This is a genomic window from Paraburkholderia sp., from assembly GCF_050742655.1.
GTDB lineage: Bacteria > Pseudomonadota > Gammaproteobacteria > Burkholderiales > Burkholderiaceae > Paraburkholderia.
Genome location: NZ_JBOIGG010000002.1, coordinates 363,187 through 386,285 on the forward strand (window position 1 = coordinate 363,187; position 23,099 = coordinate 386,285).

Genomic DNA, 23,099 nt, shown 5'->3' on the forward strand with positions numbered 1-23,099 from the left:
TCGATCCAGACCTACACCTGCCGCCGCAATTCCGCGGGCGGCACCTTCATCAGATGCCGATACTTCGCGACCGTGCGGCGAGCGACCAGCACGCCCTGATCAGCGAGCATTTTTGCGAGCGTCACGTCGGACAGCGGATCGCGCACGTTCTCCGCGGCGATCATTTCCTTCAGCAGCGCGCGTACGGCCGCGGCCGAACAGGTGCCGCCGCTTTCGGTACCGAGTTCGCGCGGGAAGAAGTGCTTGAACTCGAAAATGCCGCGCGGCGTCGCCATGTACTTGTTGCCCGTCGCGCGCGAGATCGTCGATTCGTGCAGGCCGAGTTCGTCCGCAACGTCGCGCAGCACGAGTGGCTTCAGCGCGATCTCACCGTACTGGAAAAACGCTTTCTGATGCGTAACGATGCATTCGGCGACACGCTGGATCGTATCGAAACGCTGCCGCGCGTTGCGGATCAGCCAGCGCGCTTCCTGCAACTGCTGCGCGAGCGGCGAACGGCTCGTGCAGGACGACTGCGCGAACAGTTCCGCGTACATCCTGTGAATGCGGGCCCGTGGCAGCACCCCCGGGTTGATCGCGACGACCCACTTGTTGCGTACCTGACGCACGATCACATCGGGCACCACGTAGTTATCTTCCGTGCGACCGTAGGTGTCGCCCGGCTTCGGATCGAGCCGGCGCACCAACGCGCACGCTTCGCGCAGCATCTCGGCGCTGCAGCCGGTCTGCTTCTGCAACTCCGCGTGCTCGCGTCGCGCGAGTCGCTCCAGATGATGCTCGACGATCTCGCGCGCGACATCGCGCGCGGGCGTGTCTTCCGGTAGCGCGTCGATCTGCAGCATCAGGCATTCGGACAGCGAGCGCGCCGCGAGCCCGGGACGGTCGAGCGACTGCACGAGCCGCAGTGCGATGAGCAGCTCGTCTTCGGTCAATGCAGGCTCGAAATCGACGAGCGTCGCGAGGTCTTCGAACGATTGACGCAGATAGCCATCGTCGTCGAGCGCTTCGATCACGAGACGCGCCGCTTCGCGATCGCGCTCGTCGAGGCGATACAGACACAGCGAATCGTGTAGCTGTTCATGCAGTGTCGGTTGCACGTGTGCCCACGCGGATGGGTCCGCGCCCTCGCCGTCGCCGTTCGCACGCGACGAGCCGCGGCTGTACGGATCGCCGGGGAAATCGGCGCCGTGGTCGTCGTGTGCATCGTCTTGCGATGTGGCCGGCGCATCCTGGACGTCATGCAGTTCGGCCACCGCCGTATCGCCGGATGCATCGCGTTCGAGTCCCGTGCTTTCACCCGCAGTCGCGGTATCGGCGGTATTGGCCGTCGACGACGTTTCGAGCGCGACGTCCTCGGTTTGCGACGAGTCGTACTCGAGAAACGGATTGGTATCGAGTGCTGTCCTGAGTTCCTGCTGAAACTCGAGCGAGGACAGTTGCAGCAGGCGTACCGATTGCTGCAGACGCGGCGTCAGCGCCAGCGATTGTCTTGCGCGCAATTCAAGCGAATGAGGCATCGTCGGTTGTCCTGTGATTGAAATTCGACCTTTAAAACAGCAACTCCTGTGCCAGTTTCCACAACGTGCTGTTTTATCGACGCTTTGTCCAATCGACGTGGCCTGAGACCTGCTGCCACAGGCGCCGTTTTTACAAGGCCCCGGAAAAATGCGGACATCGCGCGTTGCAACGCACGACGCTTCTTCCGGCCGGACGATGTGCCTGCATTTCCCGTGACGCCGCGCCTCGGCACGGTCTGGTTGTACGCACAGCGCATCGCAAGATTTTCCGGGCATCGCCCTTGCGGGTTCCGTGCAGGTGGACGGATGCCCTCGCTTTTCGAATCGGGTCGAGAGACCGCAGCAAGGCAGTTAAACCGCCGCATTCATCAACAACCGGAAGGAGAATGCATGAAAACAATTCAGTTCCTCAAGGCTGCTGGCAGCATCGCATGCGTCGCGTTTGCACTGAACGCCACCGCGCAGACGAATGCTTCCGCGCCTTCCGCTTCATCGGAAACGATCGGCCAGCACATCGACGACGGCACGGTCACCACGAAGGTCAAGGCCGATCTGCTCGGCGCGAAGAACGTGAAGTCGACCCACATTCACGTGAAGACGCGCAAGGGCATCGTGTGGCTGTCGGGCACGGTGCCGTCGGCCGACGACAAGAGCGCGGCGCAGGACGTCGTGCAGAACGTCGACGGCGTGAAGGGCGTGAAGAATCATCTGAAGATCGCGGCGGAATAACGTTGCGGCGGATCGCCGTCGGGCGCGTCGCAATAGCGTTTCTTCGCGACGCGCTCACGCAGAACTCGGGTTCTGCATCTGCTCCTCGCTCGTGCGGTCAAGCGGCGCCGGGGTCCGTGTCGGATCGAAATCGGCCCAGCGTCCCTGCTGCCAGCGCCCGCTCGCACGCTCCACTTCCACACCGCCTGTATCGCGCAGCACGCGCGCCGCCTGCTGCTGCGTGTCAGTCGATACATGCACGGCGAGCAGCACACCGGAACCGCGCACTTCGCGATGCACGAACTCGTGATGCCCCGGCCGGTCGCCGTCGCGCCTATGCAACATCGCGCCGACCAGCGAACCCACATACGCGCCGACGCCGGCCGCGATAATCGATATGAGCAGCGGTGCCGCGAACGCCGCGAAGATCGCGACGCCGACCACCGCGCCCGCCACCGCGCCGATCGTGACGCCCTTGCCGGCGCCCTTCGGCGCATCGACGGGAACCGGGTCCTTGTTCATGTCTTCGCCGACGGGAAACCGCGCATGCTGTCCGCGCGGATTGACGAAGAACAGCGTGACGTCCTCTTCGACGAAGCCGCTTTCGAATAAATGCCGGGCGGCCTGCTCCGCAGACGGAAACGTCGTATAGCGTGCAGCGACAATCAATGACATGTCAGCCTCCTCTGGATCGATATGGAAACGCGATCTACGCCAGGATTCATCGCGATCCGTTTCCATTCCCTCCACACGAAAGAGTCCGCTGTGTTGTACCACGCTCGCACCGCTGTTCTGCTCGAGCGCCGCAGCGCACACCGGACGGACGCGCTGCCTGCAGCACCTGAATGCGGCGAGTAGCACGCACTCCAGCGGCGAACCGGTGCCGAAGTGATCTTCGAGCGCCTCCGCCGCGATTTCACGGACCACCGCCTCGCCCTCCACGTGCGCGCCGTCGAATGTGGGCGGGTCGTCCGGAAGTTAGACATGATGGGTTCTCGTTGATGCGAAAAATTTTCGGAAGAATGCGAAAAAACCCATAAAACAGGGTGGAAAAAGGTCGCCGTGTGTGCGTTGCAACAATCGGAACGCCAGCGCGCTGTCGCTATTCGGCTGAACGATCAGGTCGAAAGTCTGCCAGGGACCGACACTCGCGCGATTGGCAATCAGCGGCCGGCTGCCTGCGTTCCCGGCAGTGACATACAGGCTATTGGCTCGCGGCGGCCACGCCCCCGAAAGCAAAGGGGCTTCGATTGCCGTCAAGATCGCAGTCGCGGCATCGCCCTTCAAATGGTGCGACGTGAAATTCCCATGGAAATTCCTCAGCAAATAATTCTGCAATAAATTTAAATGCGAAACGAATAATTGAATCCAATCCCGAGTCACCGATGAAAAATTATTCAATTTGAGTGACTTCCATGGATATCTCGAAGCAATATACCGACTCATTGCGCATTGACGCATAAGCGCTCAGAAATTCGACATCGATCCGGATCCTGCGAATCTGACATTATGGGAACATTGCCTGACCCACATGCCCATTTTATCTGGGTATTAAGCCAATAATCTCTTGGGTTCAATTGACGGGTACACGAAAACTTCCGATGATGGGTCGCTGCCGTTTCGCGTAAATCTTATGCGAATCGGTAGTGCTGTGCTGGTCAATGTCTATCCCTCATCGACAATCAAGAACATGGAGAACAGCATGCAATTCAACTTTCCCACATCCCTTGTCCGTCGTGTGCTCAATCAGGCAACTAGCATTAAAGGAAAAGAGAACAGGCCCACGCTGAAAAAGCGATCCTCAATAGCAATGCAGGTGGCATTGAGTGCCACGGCGGCATTGCTGCTGTTCGGAGCGTCATCCGAACGGGCATCGGCGGCTAATGCGTGGGCTCCTGATACGTATTACACGGCGGGAACCGTCGTGAGTTACAACGGCAACGATTACCAGGCACTCGTCAATCAGACCGATTATTCGAGCACCGGCTGGAATCCGACGACGACCTCTCTGTGGACGCTCGTCGGCGCGGACTCCGGTTCGACCGGCACCACTCCGCCATCAGGAGGAGGGTCCACGGGTGCCCCCACCGGGACGGCGCCGGGATTCATCTACAGTCCATACAAGGACGCGTCGATCTCGATGAACTGGAACACCAACACGATCTCCACGAACGTGACCGGCAACCTGAGTCCCGTGCTGACCGTCTTGCCGACCAGCGTACGTACACTGACGCTCGCCTTTGCGACGGGCGAGTGCGGTAGCGAGAGCTGGGGCGGCGTCAGTGGCAGTGCCATCGCAACGGCAAACGTGTCGCTCTTTACTGGGTCGAACATCAACTATGTGCTTTCGACAGGCGGCGCGGCGGGGGTATTTACGTGCGGTACCGATGCGGGCATGACGACGTTCATCAATCGTTACGCGTCGAAGAATCTTGTCGGGATCGATTTCGACATTGAGGGAGGACAGACGCAGCAGGTCATCAACGACCTCATACAACGCGTCGTCGCAGCCCAGAAACAGTACCCGAATCTGCGCTTCAGCTTTACGCTCGCGACCGTTGCCCCTGCCCCGTCAGGCGCCTCCCAGGCCACTTCGTGGGGCTCGAGCGCGCCGGACAGTTTCAATACCTACGGCGACTGGGTCATGCAGGCAATCAAGACCTACGGCCTGCAGAACTACACCATCAACCTGATGACGATGGACTACGGTTCCGCGCTTCCGGGTAATTGCGTGCTTTCGGGCGGCGCATGCCAGATGGGGCAATCGACGATCCAGGCAGCGCTGAACCTGCACGATCACTGGGGCGTGCCGTACAACCAGATCGAGGTCACGCCGATGATCGGCGGCAATGACACGGCCGGCGAGACGTTCACGCCCACCGACGTGGATACCGTTTCGACCTTCGTGAAACAGAACGGACTGGTAGGTCTCCACTTCTGGTCGCTCGATCGCGATGCCGACTGCGCGCCTAGCGGCACCGCATCGCCGACGTGCAATTCGATCGGTGGCGTGGGGGCGCTTGGCTACACCAACCGGTTCGCCAACGATCTCGCGTCGGGCGGATAGTGAGCAGGGGCTGGCGCGTGGTTAGCGCACGCGCCAGCCCTTCACATCGTTACTGGCTCGCACCCGACGCAGCGGCCGGCGCGCTTGCGCTTGCATCCGCCGGACCGCTGCTCGCCGCAGGCGCGCTCATCGCGCCGGTACTGCTGCTACTCGCGCTGTTGTCGCCGCTCGCCCCGCTGTTGTCCGCCCGCTTGCAGCCGGCTACGCCGAGCGTGACGAGCGCGATCGATGCGACCACGAGAACGTTCTTCATCTGCATCGTGTTCAGCTTCATTGCAAGCCCTCCTGGCTTTGGTGGCAACCCGATTGCAATGGAGCAAACACCGTGCCTCGTACCGTACGAAAGTACGGGCCAGACCCTGTGCGCATCGCACAGCCGTGCTGCGACGTATTTTTCGCAACGCACCATGCGCACTCGCGACGGCGGTAAATTACACGGACCGGCGTAATTTTTTCGCTCTCTCGTCGCCATCCATGCCGCACGAATCGTGTAACGTCGACTTTCTTTCACGGAGAACATCATGCGTATCGAAACGTCCTTCCTGTTCGACCTCGACGGCACGCTGGTCGACAGCGTCTATCAACACGTGCTCGCATGGAAAGAAGCGCTCGACGCGGAAGGGATCGAGCTGTCGGTATGGCGTATTCACCGCAAGATCGGCATGAGCGGCGGTCTGTTCACAAACCAGTTGCTGCGCGAGACCGGTGGCGAAATCAGTGCTGAACGGGTGGAGCGGCTGCGCCGCGCACATGCGGACGCCTATACGCGGATGCGTGCGCAGGTGTGTCCGCTGCCGGGCGCAAAGGCGCTGCTCCATGCGCTGACGCATGCCGGCACGCGTTGGGCTGTCGCGACGAGCGGCCGGATGGAAACGGCACGCCTGAACCTCGAAGCGCTCGGCATCGATCCGTCGAAGTCGGTGATCGTCACGCGCGACGACGTGAAATACGCGAAGCCCGATCCCGATCTGTTCGTCGCGGCTGCGCACCGGCTGGGCACGCCGATCGAACACGCGGTCGTCGTCGGCGACAGCATCTGGGACATGCTCGCCGCGCGACGTTGCCGCGCGCTGGGCGTCGGGCTGCTGTCGGGCGGCTATGGCATGGAAGAACTCGAACGCGCCGGCGCACTGCGCGTGTACGAAGATCCGGCGGATCTGCTGCTGCATCTTGATGAGGTTGCCGCGCGACCGTAACGAGCGGCAAGCACCACGCGCACCGTCACGCGCCGCTATTGCTGCGCTTTCGGCCTGCGCCGGTAACGCCCCGGCGTCTCGCCGGTACTTTGCTGGAATGCCTTGCCGAACGCCGCCTCCGACTGATACCCGACCGCCATCCCGATGTCGGCGGCACTGCGCTGCGTACGCAGCAGCAGGTCGCTCGCGATCGCCATCCGCAGCTGTGTCAGGAACTCCATCGGAGTCATGCCCGCACGCTCGGTGAAGTGGCGCGCGTACGTGGCCCGCGACATCGCCGCAACGTCACCGAGCTCCGCAAGCGTCCACGCGCGTTCGGGTGTGTTCAACATCGCTTCGACCGACCCGCGCAAACGCGGATCGGACAGCAGCGTCAGCACGCCGGACTGCGTCGCGGACTCGTCGCTACCGCCGTGTGCGCGCAATGCGAGCGCGAGCAATGCCTGACTCAACGCGGTGACGATCGCAAGCGCGCCCGGCGCGCGCTGTTGCGCTTCGCCACGCATCAGCGTCGTCAGCGTGCGCAGCGCGTGGCCAGTGGATGCAGCAGATCCGGCAGTGGGAAGATCGTACGCGGCGCCTGCGAACACATCGGGTAACGCATCCGACAGCGACACATGCAGCGGATCGGGCAGTGAATCGAGCAGCAGCGCGGCCGGTCCGCTCGTATAGATGAAGCGGCCGCACAGCAGATTGAGTTCGACCTCTTCGGTAGGGTCGCCGTTGCGCCGCACTGGCAGCAAGCCGTCGTGGCTCAGCGTGAATGGCTGCGGAATAGGCGTGGGCCGGTCGCGGTCGGGAGATTCAGTTCGACGCTCGCGCACTCGATGCGCTGCACCGCGCGGAAACAGCACGAAATCGCCTGCGCGCAATGACAGCGGCGTGCGCCCTTCCGACGTTTCGATGATGCATGCACCGTCCAGCACCAGATGAAACGGCGCGATGCCCGGTTCTTCGGGCGCATGGTCGACGGTGAACGGTCCGGCAAACAGACAGCGCAGATCGAGGCTCGCCTGCGGGCGCGCAAGGTCGATCAGGCGGCTGAGCGTATCCATGAGACGATCCCGCTAAAAGAAGAGTCGAGCGAGTATTCAGGAGATCGCTGCACCGCGCAATACTGGCTTCAACGCGCAGGGCATCCGGCCCGCGCACCCTCGACAAGGAGCAAGCCATGCTGGACTGGATCGATTATCGCAAGGAGCTGACGGGCCGTATCGGCGAGATCGCAAGGCTGTCGCCGGACACCGTGAAGGCTTATCAGATGCTGTCGTCGGCCGGACAAAAGACCGGCCACTTCGACGCGAAGACGCGCGAGCTGATCGCGCTTGCAGTCGCGGTAACGTTGCGCTGCGATGGCTGTATCGCCGTGCACACCGGCGAAGCGCTGAAGCACGGTGCGACCCGCGAAGAGATCGCCGAAGCGCTCGGCGTCGCGATCTCGATCAATGCGGGCGCGGCGCTCGTGTACTCCGCGCGCACGATGGACGCGGTCGCGGCGCACAGCGCGCAGTAACACGGTCAACCATTTCGGAGAAGCCGCTCGCGTAGACGTCGGGTGTCGATGAACTTGACGCCCACGTCGAGCGCGCAGCCGCCTGCTGCAGCGCACCGATCTGCTGGTTCGCATTGCCTGAGACTCCCGTTCGCGAAAATGGGCAACAAAAAATCCAACCGCGCAAACATAACGCAGCGATGAAAAATCCACTGCCGGACCGGCAGCGAATGCGGCGTCACCCATCCGTTATCTGAAAGCTTATTGAATAAAGAAAATCGTCCCGCAAGCGAATAAAGACGGGCGATTCGAACCGTCTTACGAAACATACAGTGGACGTCATTCCCAGATCCACCTCAGCGCAACGTGTCACGACGGGCAACGGCGGATTAACCACGACCCAATCGACAAAACCGTCAATCAATTAAATCCCCACCTTTCCTTTAATGTAAGGAATGCTATAACTCTCATGCGTTCGAGTGCCGTCGTTTTATTCCCTGCATATACGAGGACAATAACGATGAGAAAGTCACTTGGAATTGGCGTGAGCGGTATGGTCCTCCTGTCGGAAGCTTTCGGTCCGTCAGCGATGGCCGCATGCAGCAACGGCGCGCCGACGGCCGGTACAACCGTCACCTGTACCGGCACGATCACGGCGCCGGTCACGGCTGCGACCGGCGCCGCAAACGTCGCGATCAACGCCGATGCGAGTACCACGGGCAGCTTCACGCGCGGCGCGACGGCCACCGTCTTCAGCGTCGACAACACCAGCCAGATCTCGAACGGCGGCAGTCTGTCGCTGACCGGCGGCGGCAGTACGGGGACTGCGCGCGGCGCGGTGCTGCTCGGCGTCGGCAACACGAACACGCTGACCAACGCAACGGGCGCGACGATCACCACGACCGGCGCCTTCAACGACGGTATGGCCGCGAACGGCAGCGGCAATACGCTCGTCAACAACGGCACGATCACGACGAGTGGCCCCAACGCGTACGGCATGAGCGCGGCCTGGGGGCAAACCAACACCGGCCAGTCGAACAACACGCTGACCAACACCGGCACCGTGTCGACGTCCGGCAGCAACGCGCGCGCGGCGTCGATTCTCGGCGGCAGCGGCACCGTCACGAACAGTGGCACGCTGTCGACCACCGGCACGTCGAGCACCACCGTCTATATGCAGGGCAACAACGACAGCCTCGTCAACACCGGCACGATCACCGCGAGCGGCAACGGCGCGGACGCGGTGTTCTCGAACACGGTCGCCTCGAGCTTCACCGCGACGATCGAAAACCGCGCGGGCGGCCAGATCATCAGCCAGAGCGCCGCGGGCATCCGCACGCTGAACGGCAATAGCACCGTGATCAATGCAGGCCTCGTGCAGGGCGGCGGCGGCACGGCGATCTCGATGGGCAACGGCAACAACTCGCTGATCCTGCAGACGGGCTCGGTGATCAACGGCGCCGCGAACGGCGGCAGCGGCACGAACACAGTGACGCTGCAGGGCACCGGCACCGCGTCGAACGCGTTCACGAACTTCCAGACACTGCTGATGCAGGGCACGCTGTGGAACTGGACCGGGAGCGGCACGTTCACGCTGGCACACGTGCAGACCGGCACACTGAATCTGACAGGCACACTCGGCGTGTCGGCGGCCGCGCTCGTCGACGGGGGCGCGACGTTGCAGGCGAACGCGCAGAACCTGCCGCAGAACGTCACCGACAACGGTCTCGTACGCTTCGCGCAGGACACGGCGGGCACCTACGCGGGCACGATCTCCGGCAGCGGCGCGGTCGAAAAAGCCGGCGCGGGCACGCTGACGCTCGCGCCGTCGGCGGCGGGCGGCAACACGTATGCGGGCGGCACGACGATCAGCGCGGGCACGCTCGCGGTGGGCGCGGACAACGCGCTCGGCGCGACAAGCGGCGGCCTCACGTTCAATGGCGGGACGCTGCAACTCACGCAGGCATTCGACCTCGCGGCGAGTCGCGCGGTCACGCTCGGCTCGGGCGGCGGTACGTTCGACACGCAGTCGTTCGCCTCCACGCTCGCGCAGCCCGTCACCGGCAGCGGCGCATTCACCAAGGCCGGCAGCGGCAGCCTGCTGATGACCGGCGTCAGCAGCTACACGGGCGCGACGACGGTCGCCGCCGGCACGCTCGCGGTCGGCGACGCGGCGCACACCAACGCGGCGCTGGCCGGTAACGGCGGCGTATCGGTGGCAGCCGGCGCGACGCTCGGCGGCTACGGCAGCGTCAGCGGCCCCGTGACGAACGCGGGCACGATCGCGGTCGCGAACGCGCTGTCGTCGATACCGTCATTCGCAGGCGGCGCGAACGGCAGCTTCACGATCGCCGGTTCGCTGAGCAATGCCGCGCTCGTGCAGATTGGCGGCAGCGGCGTCGGCAACCAGCTCGTCGTGCGCGGCAACTACGTCGGGCAGAACGGCACGATGGGCCTCAATACCGTCGTCGCAGGGGACGGCGCCGCGTCCGACCGGCTCGTGATCGACGGCGGCACGGGCAGCGGCACGACCGACCTGAAGATCACGAACGTCGGTGGCGCAGGGGCGCAGACGGTCGCGGACGGCATCCAGGTCGTGCAGTCCGTGAACGGCGCGACCACGACGAACGGTGCGTTTACGCTCGCCACGCCGGTGGACGCTGGCGCGTATTCGTACTACCTCGCGAAAGGCGGCGTGACGACCGGCACCGGCAACGACTGGTATCTGCGCAACACGGTCGCGCCGCAACCGGAACCGCGGACGCCCGGCGAGCCGCCCCCCGAGGAGCCGATCGCGGCCGTCGGCACGCCGCCGCTGCCGGAGCCACCCGCCGCGGGTTCGGACCCGCTGCCGCTGTACCGCATCGAGGTGCCGGTCTATGCCGCGGTTCCAGGCGTCGCGCGGCAGCTCGGTCTGCTGCAGATCGATACGTTCCACGACCGTCACGGCGACCAGTCGCTGCTCGACGGCAATGGTCCGCTGCCCGCCGCGTGGGCCCGTGCCTGGGGCGGCCACGACGTGTTGAGCCAGAGCGGCGCGGCGAGCCCCGAATTCGACGGCTCGGTGTACGGCGCGCAGGCCGGTCAGGACCTGTACGCGGATCGCAGCGCGAGCGGCCATCGCAACCACTACGGTCTGTTCGTCGGCTTCGCGCGCGCGACCGGCGACGTCGAAGGCTTCGCGCTCGGCACGCCGAACGTCGACGCAGGCCATCTGGCGATCAACACGTACAGCCTCGGTGGCTACTGGACTCACGTCGGCCCCGGCGGCTGGTACACCGACACCGTGCTGATGGGCAGCACCCTGACCGTCGATCCGCGTTCAAGCGACAACATCGGCGCGACAACGCACGGTACCTCCGTCAGCGGATCGGTCGAGGCCGGCCTGCCGCTGCCGCTCGGCAATGGGCTGACCGTCGAGCCGCAGGCGCAGATCACCTGGCAGCATCTGTCGATCAACGATCTCAACGACGGTGTGTCGAGCGTCGCGTTCGACGACGGCAACACGTTCACAGGACGGCTCGGTGTGAGGCTGAAGGGCACCTTCAACAGCGCGGGCATCGACTGGCAGCCGTGGCTGCGCGTGAGCGTGCTGCGTGCATTCGGCGCGAGCGATACGGTCACGTACGGCGGCGCCACGGCGCTCAGCACGCAGGTCGGGCAGACGTCCGGCCAGATCGGCGCGGGCATCGCCGCGCAGGTCGGCAAGCGGGCCAGCGTGTTCGCGACCGCGAACTGGGTCACTAACCTCGGCGGAGCGCATCAGCGGACAATCATGGGGGATGCGGGCGTGCGCTGGGCGTGGTGATGAATCGCTGTGGCGCGACGTAAAAAAGGAGCCGGCCTGCCGCGATTGCCGCGTGCACGGCCACCGGAAACCTGCGAGACTGACCCCTCCCCATCGCAAAGATCGCACGGTGCGAACGGTCGGCTGACAATCGGCTGGATATCGACCGCCGCGCCCCCAACTACGGCTCCATGACTTCCGCCCTGCCCCCGGCCGGCGTACTGGCCGATTTTCATCCGGCGGTCGCCGGCTGGTTTCTGAAGACGTTCGCGGCGCCGACCGACGCGCAGGTCGCCGCGTGGCCGTCGATCCGCAGCGGCCGCTCGACGCTCGTCGCCGCGCCGACCGGCTCCGGCAAGACGCTCACTGCATTCCTGTCCGCGCTCGACGAACTCGTCCGCGACGGCCTCGCAAATAATGGCGCGCTGCCGGACGAAACGCTCGTCGTCTACGTGTCGCCGCTGAAGGCGCTGTCGAACGACATCCGGCTGAACCTGCAGGTGCCGCTCGAAGGTATCGCCGCCGAACTCGCGGAGCGCGGCTTGCCCACGCTCGACATCCGCACCGCCGTGCGCACCGGCGACACCACGCAGCAGGAACGCAGCGCGCTGCGCAAACGCGCGCCGCACATTCTCGTTACGACGCCGGAATCGCTGTACGTGCTGCTCGGTTCCGATTCGGGCCGCGCAATGCTCGCGACGACGCGCACCGTGATCGTCGATGAAATTCACGCGATTGCCGGCACCAAGCGCGGCAGTCATCTCGTGCTCAGTCTCGAACGCCTCGACGCGCTGTGTGGACGACGTCTGCCACGCATCGGTCTGTCGGCGACGCAAAAGCCGGTCGCGACGGTCGCACGCTTTCTGATCGGCGGCGCGAGCCTCGACGGCGACGACGGCAACGCGCCGCCTGATCCGTCGGAATGCGCGATCGTCGACGTGGGCCACACGCGCGCACGCGATCTCGCGCTCGAACTTCCGCCGGTGCCGCTCGAAGCCGTGATGGCCAACGACGTGTGGGAACGCGTGTACGACCGGCTCGCCGAACTCGTCGCGCAGCATCGCACGACGCTCGTGTTCGTCAACACGCGGCGCATGGCTGAACGCGCGGCGCGCTATCTGACCGATCGTCTCGGCAAGGACGTGGTCGCCGCACACCACGGCAGTCTCGCGAAAGAACATCGCTTCGATGCCGAGCAGCGTCTGAAGCGCGGCGACCTGCGCGTGCTGATCGCGACTGCATCGCTCGAACTCGGCATCGATATCGGCGACGTCGATCTCGTATGCCAGCTAGGTTCGCCGCGCGCAATCGCGCCGTTCCTGCAGCGTGTCGGGCGGTCGGGACACCAGGTCGGCGGAATGCCGAAGGGTCGTCTGTTCCCGACGTCGCGCGACGATCTGCTCGAATGCGCGGCACTGCTCGACTGCGTGCGACGCGGCGAACTCGACGCGTTGCAGGTGCCGCGTGCGCCGCTCGACGTGCTCGCACAACAGATCGTCGCCGAGGTATCGAACGCCGAATGGAGCGAGGACGCGCTGTTCGACTGCTTCCGTCACGCGGCGCCCTACGCGGACCTCGCGCGCGAACACTACGACGCGATCCTGCGCATGCTCGCCGAGGGCTACACGAGCCGGCACGGCCCGCGCGCCGCGTATCTGCATCGCGACGCAGTGAACGGCACACTGCGCGGACGGCGCGGCGGCAAGCTGGTCGCGGTGACGTCGGGCGGCACGATTCCCGAGAACGCGGATTACGCGGTGCTGCTCGAGCCGCAGGGCGTCAACATCGGCACCGTTAACGAAGACTTCGCGGTGGAGAGCCTCGCGGGCGACGTGTTCCAGCTCGGCAACGCGTCGTACCGCATCCTGCGGGTGGAGTCGGGTCGCGTTCGGGTCGCCGATGCGCAGGGACAGCCGCCGAACATTCCGTTCTGGCTCGGCGAAGCGCCGGGACGTAGCGACGAGTTGTCATTCGGCGTGGCACGACTGCGCGCACGGATCGAAGCGCTGCTCGACGAACGCGACGCATCGTCTGCAACGGTCAGCGCGAAACGCGCGGCGGCGAAAAAAGCCGCGGCACACAAAACACTCGCGCTGGTCACAGCCGACGACGCATCGGATGCACCCATCGCCGATGCGACGCCTGTCTCGCTCGCCCATGGCGCAAACGTCCCACGTGCCGTCGCATGGCTGACCAGCGAGCTCGGTCTCACGGAACCCGCCGCGCAGCAGATCGCCGACTATCTCGCGCGCGCCCGCGCGGCGCTTACCGTGCTGCCGACGCAGGACACGCTCGTGATGGAGCGCTTCTTCGACGAATCGGGCGGCACGCAGCTTGTCATTCACGCGCCGTTCGGCAGCCGGATCAATCGCGCGTGGGGCCTCGCGCTGCGCAAGCGCTTCTGCCGCACGTTCAACTTCGAGTTGCAGGCGGCCGCGACCGAAGACGCGATCATCCTGTCGCTGACGGGCAGTCATAGCTTCGCGCTCGATGAAGTGTGGCGCTACCTGCATTCGAACACGGCCGAACACATCCTGATCCAGGCGCTGCTCGACGCGCCGCTATTCGGTGTGCGCTGGCGCTGGAACGCGACCACTGCGCTCGCGCTGCCGCGCTACACGGGTGGCCGCAAGACCGCGCCGCAATTGCAGCGCATGCGTAGCGAGGATCTGCTCGCCACCGTGTTTCCGGATCAGGTCGCGTGCCTCGAGAACATCGTCGGCGAACGCGAGTTGCCGACGCACCCGCTCGTCGATCAGACCGTCGACGACTGTCTGCACGAAGCGATGGACACCGACGGCTGGCTGCGACTGCTGCGACGCATCGAGGCCGGCGAAGTCACGCTCGTCACGCGCGAACTGCCCGCGCCGTCGCCGCTCGCGGCCGAGATCCTGACGGCAAAGCCGTACGCGTTTCTCGACGATGCGCCGCTCGAAGAGCGTCGCACGCAGGCCGTGCTGAGCCGTCGCTGGACCGATCCCGAATCCGCCGACGATCTCGGTGCACTCGATGCCGATGCAATCGCAAGCGTGTGCGACGAAGCGTGGCCGCAGGTGCGCGATGCCGACGAAATGCACGAGGCGCTGACCGGCCTCGCGTGCGTGACCGATACGGAAGCGCGGCAGAACGAAGGCTGGCCGGCATGGCTCGACACGCTGGCGAAGGCGGGCCGCGCAACACGCATGCAGATCGCACAAGACGATGTGCTGTGGGTTGCAGCGGAGCGCCTCGCATGCGTGCGTGCGATCTATCCGGCCGCGCCGATTGCGCCGTCGATCCAGCCACCGAAAGGCTACGCGGACCCCTGGACCGAAGACGATGCGCTCGTCGACGTGGTGCGCGCACGGCTCACGGGCTACGGCCCGCTGCCCGTGTCCGCGATCGCGCGACCGCTCGCGCTGCCCGCATCCGCCATCGCGCTTGCGCTCACGCGTCTCGAAGCGGAAGGCTACGTGATGCGCGGACGCTTCACGCCAGGCGCACGCGAAGAGGAATGGTGCGAACGGCATCTGCTCGCGCGGATTCATCGCTATACGGTGCGTCGGCTGCGACGCGAGATCGAGCCGGTCGAACGTCATGACTTCATGCGCTTCCTGTTCGAATGGCAGCACGTGAGCCCGTCGACGCGCGGCGAAGGCCGCGACGCACTCGCCGGTATGCTCGATCAGCTGGAAGGCTTCGAGGCGTCGGCCGGCGCATGGGAGGACGACATCCTGCCCGCACGCCTCAAGGACTATTCGATCACGTCGCTCGACGAGTTGTGCCGCTCCGGCAAGATCGTCTGGACGCGGCTCACTGATCGCGCGCGGGCCTCGTCCGCGCCGGTACGTAGTACACCTGTCGTGCTGCTGCCGCGTCGGGATCTCGCAGTGTGGAGCGCGCTACTCGAGCCATCGCAAAGCGCCGACCTGTCGCCGCGCGCGCAACGCGTGCACGACGTGCTCGCGCAGCACGGCGCGATGTTCTTCGACGAACTGCTCGCCGATGCGCACATGCTGCGCGTCGAACTCGAGAACGCGCTCGGCGAACTCGTCGCGGCCGGGCTCGTGAATTCGGACAGTTTCGCGGGACTGCGCGCGCTGCTCAAGCCGGTTGCGAAGCGCAACGCGTACTACGGCAGCCGGCGCGCGCGAGTCGGTGCGAGGGTGGGTGCATTGATTGGCGGTATGGACGATGCGGGCCGCTGGGCGTTGCTGCGACGTCCGTCCACGGCGACCGAATCTGAGCCAGCCGCGGCGACAAACACACGTCGCCCCACCTTCGATGCCGACGTGCTCGAACACGTCGCGATGGCGCTGCTGCGCCGCTACGGCGTCGTGTTCTGGCGGATGCTCGAACGCGAAGCCGCATGGCTGCCGCCGTGGCGCGATCTGTTGCGCGTGTATCAGCGGCTCGAAGCGCGTGGCCAGGTGCGCGGCGGACGCTTCGTCAACGGGCCGTCGGGCGAGCAGTTCGCACTGCCCGAAGCGATTCCGCTGCTGCGCGAAATGCGCCGTCATGCGAACGACGGTCTATACGTCTGCGTCGGCGGCACCGATCCGCTGAATCTGCCCGGCACCCTGCTGCCCGGCGACAAGGTACCCGCGGTGGCCGGCAATCGCGTGCTCTATCGCGACGGCGTGCCGGTCGCAACGCTCCTTGCCGGCGAGTTCGCTTACCTCGGCGACCCGGACAGCGCGGCGAAAAACGAAATGCGTTTGTTGCTCGCGCGACGATATTGACGCGAACCCGTGCGCGATGCGGCGCGCATGCGTTCGACGTCGATACGTGCGGCGTGCATACATCGATCGCACGGCGTTGTCGCGCTTCGCATGCCGCCACCCACTTTGTCGATACGCGGGTGATCTCAAAAAAGAAAACCTCACAAAAACTTAAATTACGCTTACGCGTACGTAAGAATTTGCGCAAACGCCCGCCCGACAAGGCACCATCATCGTGATCGGTCGAAACGACCGTAAGCTTCCATAGCGGCGGAAAGACTACCTCGCCGACGAAGTGCGGTTAAACCACTGCGAAATCTCCCCTTCGTGCTGTCAATGCAGCAAACGTCCTCCACTGTCGTCGCGGACCTCACATTACGTTTATGACGAGTGGGTCGCGATTGAAACAATCCGTTACATCCCTGATCCAGCCGACGCTCTACTGTCCGATCAATCACAAGAGAACGCCAGACGAACCACGGTTCGCTTCGCGTCACGGTCCGCCAACTACAAGGGACCCACCGGAGGAAAGATGAAGCTTGCAGTGATGACCCGGAACACGAATCTGTACGGATTGATCTGTCAGTGTTTCGAGGCCGACGGTGCGCTATGCAGCCGCTTCGCCGACGACGTTGCGCTTGCGCGTGCCGTCTATCGGGAAGAATTCAGCGCCATCCTCGTCGACGCCGACACCGGCTTTAATCCACTACGCCCATTACTCGCACGACGTGAGTGTTACTCGGATCGGCGCGCGCCAGTCGTCGTCGTCGGTGCGCTTCACGACCGCGAGAGCATCGCCGACGCGCTCGACGCCGGCGCCGACGACGTCGTGCTCTCCCCGGTCGATACGCGCGAACTCGTGCTGCGCGTGCATCTCGCGCTGAGACGTTTTCAGTGCACGCCCGCTTCGCAGGCGGACGATGCGATCGAATGCGGCGCCTACCGGCTTGACCGCGGCACATGTGCCGTGCAGATGGACGACAGGACAATCCGCCTGACGTCGCGCGAATTCGCGATCGTCTGGCTGCTGTTCTCGCGGCTCGGCGAATATGTGAGTCGCCGTCAGATTGCGGGGGCGGTGTGGAGCAGCCCGGAGGATGTCGTCGGGCGCACGCTCGAACAACATATCTACAAGCTGCGCAAGAAACTCGAACTGAACGGCGCGCACGGCGTGCATCTGCGGACGATGTACGCACACGGTTATCGCGTCGAACGGTCGGATGCGCCGCCCGACACGCCGGCCGCGGCCACGCTGGACACGTCGCCCGACATGGCGACGGCGGCGACTGCTGCGACAAACGCAGTCACGGTGACAACCGCCATCCTCGATGCAGCCGTGACCTCAGCCGCGCGAGCGCGGCATTTCGCAGAGCGGCCCGCGGTCAATCCGCACACGGCCGGCGCACCGGCGCTCGTGCTGCACGTCCCCCCGCACACGGAGATTCACACGCCGGGTAGTCCCGCCGTGCGCAACGCACGGCCCTGAACCGGCCTGTGCCATCGCGGCGAGCGAACCATGCTCGACGCGATGGCACCATTCCTTCGCTTCGCTTTTATCGTCATCCGTTCCGGCGCCGCGCGAAAACGGCGGCGCGGTTCAAGCATAGTCACATCAACGCGAAACACGACGAGATCGCGAACCATCGGGGACCCTCCTGGGTAGTCCGGCCTGCGCATGCATTCGCGCAGGCACCGACACGCTCCGATGCAACGCCATCCCCTCGATGTTTTCCGGAACGGATTCGGCCGGCGCAATAGAACAGCCAGCGTGCAAAACGCATCGGCAATCGTCACAGTGTCACGCCGAATGCCCCGCCATCGACGCCACGTGCAGCCCGGCTGAAATGCCCGAAAGCCCCGCCGGACAAGCGTTTGCACACCAAACGACGCACTCTCTCGCCACCCATCCGTCCGGCGGAAGGTAACAGACCATCACAAACTCGCGACCGCGTCGCGCCCCGATGAAAAGATTCACTCACCGGTTCCGCAGTTCGCCAAAGAGGCAAACCAGCGATCCACACCAGAATCTTTAGTCAGGAGCGACACCATGTTCTCGACGGTCTATTTCGCAGCTTCCTCGGTCCTCTCGTGCGACGGTCTCCCCGCCGCTCTCACTGCGCGTGTTCTCGACGGCCAGCTTCTCGAAGCCGCGCGTCTCGCCGCCAACTACGCCGATACCGACGAAGCTGGCGACGACGGCTACCTCGCGCTGCAGATCCTCGCCGATCTCGAACTGGCGCTCGGACGTCACGAAGAAGCCGAAGAAACCTACCGCAAGACGCAGAAGGCGATCCGCCACTCGCGCGATGCGATGCGTGTCGTGTCGGTACGCAACGCCGGCTGGCAAGCGTGCTTCCGTAACCAGTTCCACGTTGCGCTGACCTGCTTCCGCCGTGTCGCCGAAGACCGCAGCGCGACGCCCGCGCAGCAGCTCGACAGCCTCGTCGGCGCCACACTCGTGCTGTTCCATCTCGGCTGCGTGCAGGCCGCCTGCGACCGTCTGGGCGAACTCGCACCGCTCGCCGCCGCGCACGCCGATCCGCGCTGGGCCGCCGTCGTCGATATGCTGCGTCGCGACCTGCTCGCACAGCACGCGCTGCACGGCGCCGAACAACTCGCCGATCACATCTACTGGCGCCCGGTCGTCACGAGCCTCACGGGTCTGGACACGGCCGCGACGCTGACCGGCAACGTGCGCATCCCGCTGCTCGAACAACGCCTCGACTATCTGCGTCATCTGCAGGCATTCGCCGACGGCCGTGCCGATGCGCGCGAACCGCTGCGCCAGTACGCCGCGTGGAGCCGCAAGGCCGGCCTCGCCGACTATCACCGCAGCCTGTGCCTCGAGATGACGCTCGGCGCAATCGCCGCGCGTGCCACCGCCACCGCCGAAGAACTGCTCGAACAGTCCGGCGCCGCCGCACTGCACGGCACGCAAAACGCGCGCTGGTATCTGGACTTCCTGTACTGCCGCGCAAAGATCATGCAACAGCAGATGCGCACGCAGGAATTCGCGACGCTGTACGGCCGCTACGCACTCGCATCGATCCAGCACGTGCGCGCCGACAGCGTGTCGCTGCCCGCCGCCTCGCCGGAAGCCGCGCAATCGCGCAGCACGCCGCGTGCCGACGACGTCAGCGCACGGTTGCCTGCGAAGTATCGCCGCGCCTACCGCTACCTGATGGACAACCTGGACCAGAAGGATCTGTCGGTGCGCGAAGTCGCGTCGCAGATCGGCGTGACCGAACGCGCAATGCAAGGCGCCTTCCGCAAGCACCTGGGCCTGTCGCCGAGCGAGCTGATCCGCCGTCAACGGATGGAGCGCATCCGTGAAGAACTGCTCGACGACGACGCACCGGTCGCCCGCGTGCTCGATGTCGCGAAGAAGTGGGGCGTGCAGCACCGCTCGACGCTGATCAACGGCTATCGCAGCGTATTCAACGAAGCGCCGTCGCAAACGATGGGCCGCTGAGGGTAAGCCGGCGCGGATCAGGAAGTCCGCGTCCGCCGTCCGTTCATTCTTCGGCAGAACATCATGCGCATTTCATCCCGTTTTTCGTCCCGCTTCATCCATGCGTCGGTCGTGCCCGCGTTCGCTTCGCTGACCTTCGTGTCGCTCGCGCTGTTTCCGGTCGCGGCGCACGCGCAGCAGACCGACTGTTTCACCGCCGCAGCCGCCTATCAGCATGTGAGTCCGCTGGTGTTGCGAGCGATCGCGTGGCAGGAGTCGCACGCGAACGCGCGCGCGATTCATCACAACGCGAACGGCTCGACCGACTACGGCATGATGCAGATCAACTCGATTCACCTGCGGGTGCTGTCGCACTACGGCATCTCGGTGGACGATCTGTACACGCCGTGCAAGAACATCTTCATCGCCGCCTGGTATCTGCGGCGGATGACCGTGAAGTACGGCTACACGTGGACCGCCGTGGGCGCGTACCACTCGGAAACGCCCGCCGAGCGCGACCGCTATGCGCGCGCGATCCAGCAGATCGTCGCACGCCTGCAGCAGCTGCGGCCCGACGACGATCCGTCATGACACGCGGCGCTTCGATGGTTTGTCGGACCGGCGTCGATGCGATGGGCAACGATCGCCGGACCGCTGTATCAGCAGGAAATCAGCAGGAAATCTGTAAAAAGCAGGCAGCACGCGTATGGGCAGGATCGCGCGCGAACCGTCCGGCGAGCTGTCCGCGCCCCTTCGCTCCGCAGTCGATTCGTTCGCATCGGGCGGTTCCGGGACGACGCGGATGCGACACACTGATCATATCGGCCGTGCTCACAGCATGGGCCAGGGAAGACGGGGCTGCGCAGGTAGAGCGAGTGTCACGGTCTTTTAATGCAACTCCCACACAGGTGACGAAATCGTGAATGACACAGGATGCAGGGATGACGTTGCGGGCGGCCTCACCAAGGTACTGTGGACCGCTTCGCAGCTTGACGATCTGTCCGACTTCGATGATCTGCTCGACGCGATCCGGGTGCTGCGGCCCCGCTGGAATGGCGCAGGCACCGTCGTCGCATGGCGTTACTTGCGCCGCCAGTCGTGGCTCGAGGCATTGCGCGTACTCGAAGACGACGACCAGGAAGCGAAGCGCTCCGCGCTGCACGCCGCGTTGATGGCCGTGTGCCTGTTCGGCATGCAGGATCCGCTGTGGCAGAGCTACGCACGCACGGCGGCCGAACAGCGCGAGCATCGCGAGGCGTCGAGCATCGGTACGCGACTGCTCGAACGCGCGGCGAAGCTCGACAGCAGCGTGCGCGCGGCGGCCGACGAGCCGGCTGCTGCCGAGCCCGCGACCGCAACGGCCGCATGGTCGGCGCCTGCGGCACCGGCCGCGCCGATGCCGCCGACGTGGATGCGGGCGTGATGGGCAGGCAGGACGGCGCATCGCGACGCGACGCTTCGCGAGGTGGATCAAAGCTTCGCATTCGTACCGAACCGCTGCGAGCGTCGAAGTACAATTTTATCAGGTAGGCCAATCCGACCGATCCGGAAGAAACGTCCTCTGTTCAGGCGGTTTGCCGCCACCTTTAGGAGAGTCATCATGGGTAACCTTGCACTTAAAGGACTCAGTACATTATTCAAGACGGCCACTCAAGCTGCTCCTGAAATTGCGAAGCAGGCGAAGAAGGTCATATCGAACGGCCCAACCGGCGCATTGGCAATGTTGCAAACGGCGCCAAAGCTGGGGACGAAGGATGCAAACGCCACAACAACCGGAACGTCCTCCTTGCGGCTCCCGAAACCTCCGTCGCTGACGAGGGATGCCGGCGCCGGAGCACCTCCCATGCAGTCGTCCTCGAAGCTGCTTTCGGCGCTGGACCTGGCAGGCGGGTCATCCGGAATGTCCTCGACACGAAACTCACCGATACTTTCGCAGCTTACGCAACCGGACACTGGAGCATCCTCGACGCGCGACTCGATACTTTCGAAGCTCAAGCCGTCAGGCGCGGAACCATCCACGACGCGAAACCTTGCGCAATCGGCGGTAGACATGGCCACCGGCGGATTGAATCCGCAACACCTCGTGGTGGCAGGTTCCGAAGCGGCAACGCAAATCTCGCAGGCCTTGCACCCAACCGATCCGCAGGCATCGATGACACCGATCACGCCGCTAACGTCCCAGCAGCAGCACCAGATGGACGCAATGGAATTGCAGGGAAACCAGAGCATGGCGATGCAGATGAAGGTGGCGGCGATGAAGCAGCAGATGGATATGACGTCATCGCTTGTCGACGTGGCAGAGAAAGGCACGGCCAATATCGGGAAGGCGGCCTCCGGCGGGAGCTGACCGTTTCCCGCTGCCACTTCCCCGTTGCAGCGGCGGCCAGCGACCTACATTCCGCGCCGCTCGACGGGCCTTCCAGTTCGCCATGTCCACCACATCCTTTCCGATGCATCTCGCTGGCGCGACCGCATTCACGGAACCGTCCAGCACCGCCGCGAACGCGACCCCAGTCAACCCCGCCCGCTCCCGCCGCAACAGCCTCGCCACCGACCCGCGTTTCGATTCGCCGAGCACACGTCAGCCGCGGCTCGCGCCTGTACGCCGCAACAGCGACATCGGCGGCCTCAGGGCGGCGGCTTCAACGCTCGCGGCAACCCGTGCGCGTGCGGCCGAGGAACTGCAACCCTTGCAGACGATCCACACCGCGATCCGCACAACGGATTCGCTCGACGACCTGCTCGCGATGATCGATACGCGCGCGCCGCTCAGCCTCAAATCGCTCGTACGTGCGGCAACAACCTCGACAAAGTGCTTGCGCAAATCCGCAGTGTCCCGGACGACGCTCGTGCACCGATCCTCACGACAGTCGCGCAGTTGCTGCCCTGGTACGCGATGGGCCAGTGCGAAGAAGAATGGAAACGCCGCAGCAGCGATGTGATCGCAACAGTCCGCGATGCATCGAAGGAAACGCGAGCGGCCGTGCTGCCGGCGCTAGACCAGGCGCTGGCGTTCTGCCACCAGGCTATCGGCGGGCTGATCACCCAGGACGATTTCGACAACGTAGCGGCACAACTCGCCGACCTGCGCAAACAAACGGTTTAACGCATTCAACGTCCCGCTACGGAGCAGGCTACAAAGCGGGCGCGCGCGCGAAACGACACAAACATTCGAAGCGCG

18 protein-coding genes and 1 pseudogene are annotated in these 23,099 nt (G+C 64.7%); 13 read left to right on the plus strand and 6 right to left on the minus strand.

The features are described 5' to 3' along the window. Positions 1-11: 11 nt before the first annotated feature. Positions 12-1,517 carry an RNA polymerase factor sigma-54 gene (locus ACREXZ_RS04270; RefSeq protein WP_431762785.1) on the minus strand — a complete coding sequence of 502 codons (1,506 nt, stop codon included), beginning with the start codon at positions 1,515-1,517 and terminating at the stop codon, positions 12-14. Between the two features lie 390 nt (positions 1,518-1,907). Here ACREXZ_RS04270 and ACREXZ_RS04275 point away from each other — a divergent pair, with 390 nt between their 5' ends. Next, complete coding sequence (locus ACREXZ_RS04275) at positions 1,908-2,246, plus strand: BON domain-containing protein (protein ID WP_431762786.1); 339 nt, start codon at positions 1,908-1,910, stop codon at positions 2,244-2,246. Between the two features lie 54 nt (positions 2,247-2,300). Here ACREXZ_RS04275 and ACREXZ_RS04280 read toward each other — a convergent pair whose 3' ends face one another. From ACREXZ_RS04280 to ACREXZ_RS04290, 3 genes and pseudogenes are all read right to left on the minus strand, one after another. Beyond that, on the minus strand, positions 2,301-2,900 hold the full coding sequence (locus ACREXZ_RS04280) for a hypothetical protein (protein ID WP_431762967.1): 600 nt from the start codon (positions 2,898-2,900) through the stop codon (positions 2,301-2,303). Positions 2,901-3,017: 117 nt separating this feature from the next. Beyond that, a pseudogene (locus tag ACREXZ_RS04285) lies at positions 3,018-3,167 on the minus strand (DUF1488 family protein); the annotation flags it as partial. Between the two features lie 36 nt (positions 3,168-3,203). Then, positions 3,204-3,626 (minus strand): fascin domain-containing protein, encoded by a 423-nt coding sequence (locus tag ACREXZ_RS04290; RefSeq protein ID WP_431762787.1) that lies wholly within the window; start codon positions 3,624-3,626, stop codon positions 3,204-3,206. Positions 3,627-3,876: 250 nt separating this feature from the next. Between ACREXZ_RS04290 and ACREXZ_RS04295 the strand changes: the two genes are divergently transcribed. Then, positions 3,877-5,292 carry a carbohydrate-binding protein gene (locus tag ACREXZ_RS04295; protein WP_431762788.1) on the plus strand — a complete coding sequence of 472 codons (1,416 nt, stop codon included), beginning with the start codon at positions 3,877-3,879 and terminating at the stop codon, positions 5,290-5,292. A gap of 49 nt (positions 5,293-5,341) precedes the next feature. Here ACREXZ_RS04295 and ACREXZ_RS04300 read toward each other — a convergent pair whose 3' ends face one another. Beyond that, a complete protein-coding gene (locus ACREXZ_RS04300) occupies positions 5,342-5,566 on the minus strand; it encodes a hypothetical protein (RefSeq protein WP_431762789.1) in 225 nt (74 codons plus the stop codon). 247 nt (positions 5,567-5,813) lie between these two features. Here ACREXZ_RS04300 and ACREXZ_RS04305 point away from each other — a divergent pair, with 247 nt between their 5' ends. Beyond that, complete coding sequence (locus ACREXZ_RS04305; protein WP_431762790.1) at positions 5,814-6,488, plus strand: HAD family hydrolase; 675 nt, start codon at positions 5,814-5,816, stop codon at positions 6,486-6,488. Between the two features lie 35 nt (positions 6,489-6,523). On the opposite strand, the gene ACREXZ_RS04310 is transcribed toward ACREXZ_RS04305, so the two are convergent. Next, positions 6,524-7,543, minus strand: coding sequence for a cupin domain-containing protein (locus ACREXZ_RS04310; RefSeq protein WP_431762791.1), 1,020 nt, complete (start codon positions 7,541-7,543; stop codon positions 6,524-6,526). Positions 7,544-7,659: 116 nt separating this feature from the next. Between ACREXZ_RS04310 and ACREXZ_RS04315 the strand changes: the two genes are divergently transcribed. The 10 genes from ACREXZ_RS04315 to ACREXZ_RS04360 all read left to right on the plus strand — a co-directional run bounded on the left by ACREXZ_RS04315 (position 7,660) and on the right by ACREXZ_RS04360 (position 23,024). Then, entirely contained in the window at positions 7,660-8,001 is a 342-nt protein-coding gene (locus tag ACREXZ_RS04315) for a carboxymuconolactone decarboxylase family protein (protein ID WP_431762792.1), read from the plus strand. Positions 8,002-8,533: 532 nt separating this feature from the next. Next, positions 8,534-11,788 (plus strand): autotransporter outer membrane beta-barrel domain-containing protein, encoded by a 3,255-nt coding sequence (locus ACREXZ_RS04320; protein WP_431762968.1) that lies wholly within the window; start codon positions 8,534-8,536, stop codon positions 11,786-11,788. 170 nt (positions 11,789-11,958) lie between these two features. Beyond that, a complete protein-coding gene (locus ACREXZ_RS04325) occupies positions 11,959-16,488 on the plus strand; it encodes an Lhr family helicase (RefSeq protein ID WP_431762793.1) in 4,530 nt (1,509 codons plus the stop codon). A 511-nt stretch (positions 16,489-16,999) separates the two neighbouring features. Further along, positions 17,000-17,953 carry a winged helix-turn-helix domain-containing protein gene (locus tag ACREXZ_RS04330; RefSeq protein ID WP_431762794.1) on the plus strand — a complete coding sequence of 318 codons (954 nt, stop codon included), beginning with the start codon at positions 17,000-17,002 and terminating at the stop codon, positions 17,951-17,953. A 561-nt stretch (positions 17,954-18,514) separates the two neighbouring features. Next, positions 18,515-19,939 (plus strand): helix-turn-helix transcriptional regulator, encoded by a 1,425-nt coding sequence (locus ACREXZ_RS04335; RefSeq protein WP_431762795.1) that lies wholly within the window; start codon positions 18,515-18,517, stop codon positions 19,937-19,939. A 63-nt stretch (positions 19,940-20,002) separates the two neighbouring features. Continuing rightward, on the plus strand, positions 20,003-20,509 hold the full coding sequence (locus ACREXZ_RS04340; RefSeq protein WP_431762796.1) for a lytic transglycosylase domain-containing protein: 507 nt from the start codon (positions 20,003-20,005) through the stop codon (positions 20,507-20,509). 328 nt (positions 20,510-20,837) lie between these two features. Then, positions 20,838-21,341 (plus strand): HrpB1 family type III secretion system apparatus protein, encoded by a 504-nt coding sequence (locus ACREXZ_RS04345; protein ID WP_431762797.1) that lies wholly within the window; start codon positions 20,838-20,840, stop codon positions 21,339-21,341. A 177-nt stretch (positions 21,342-21,518) separates the two neighbouring features. Continuing rightward, complete coding sequence (locus tag ACREXZ_RS04350) at positions 21,519-22,265, plus strand: hypothetical protein (protein ID WP_431762798.1); 747 nt, start codon at positions 21,519-21,521, stop codon at positions 22,263-22,265. Between the two features lie 82 nt (positions 22,266-22,347). After that, the gene (locus ACREXZ_RS04355; protein ID WP_431762799.1) at positions 22,348-22,860 is read left to right on the plus strand and encodes a hypothetical protein; all 513 of its coding nucleotides are present in this window, start codon (positions 22,348-22,350) and stop codon (positions 22,858-22,860) included. After that, entirely contained in the window at positions 22,857-23,024 is a 168-nt protein-coding gene (locus ACREXZ_RS04360; RefSeq protein ID WP_431762800.1) for a hypothetical protein, read from the plus strand. The genes ACREXZ_RS04355 and ACREXZ_RS04360 overlap by 4 nt, the downstream gene beginning before the upstream one ends. Positions 23,025-23,099 lie beyond the last annotated feature (75 nt).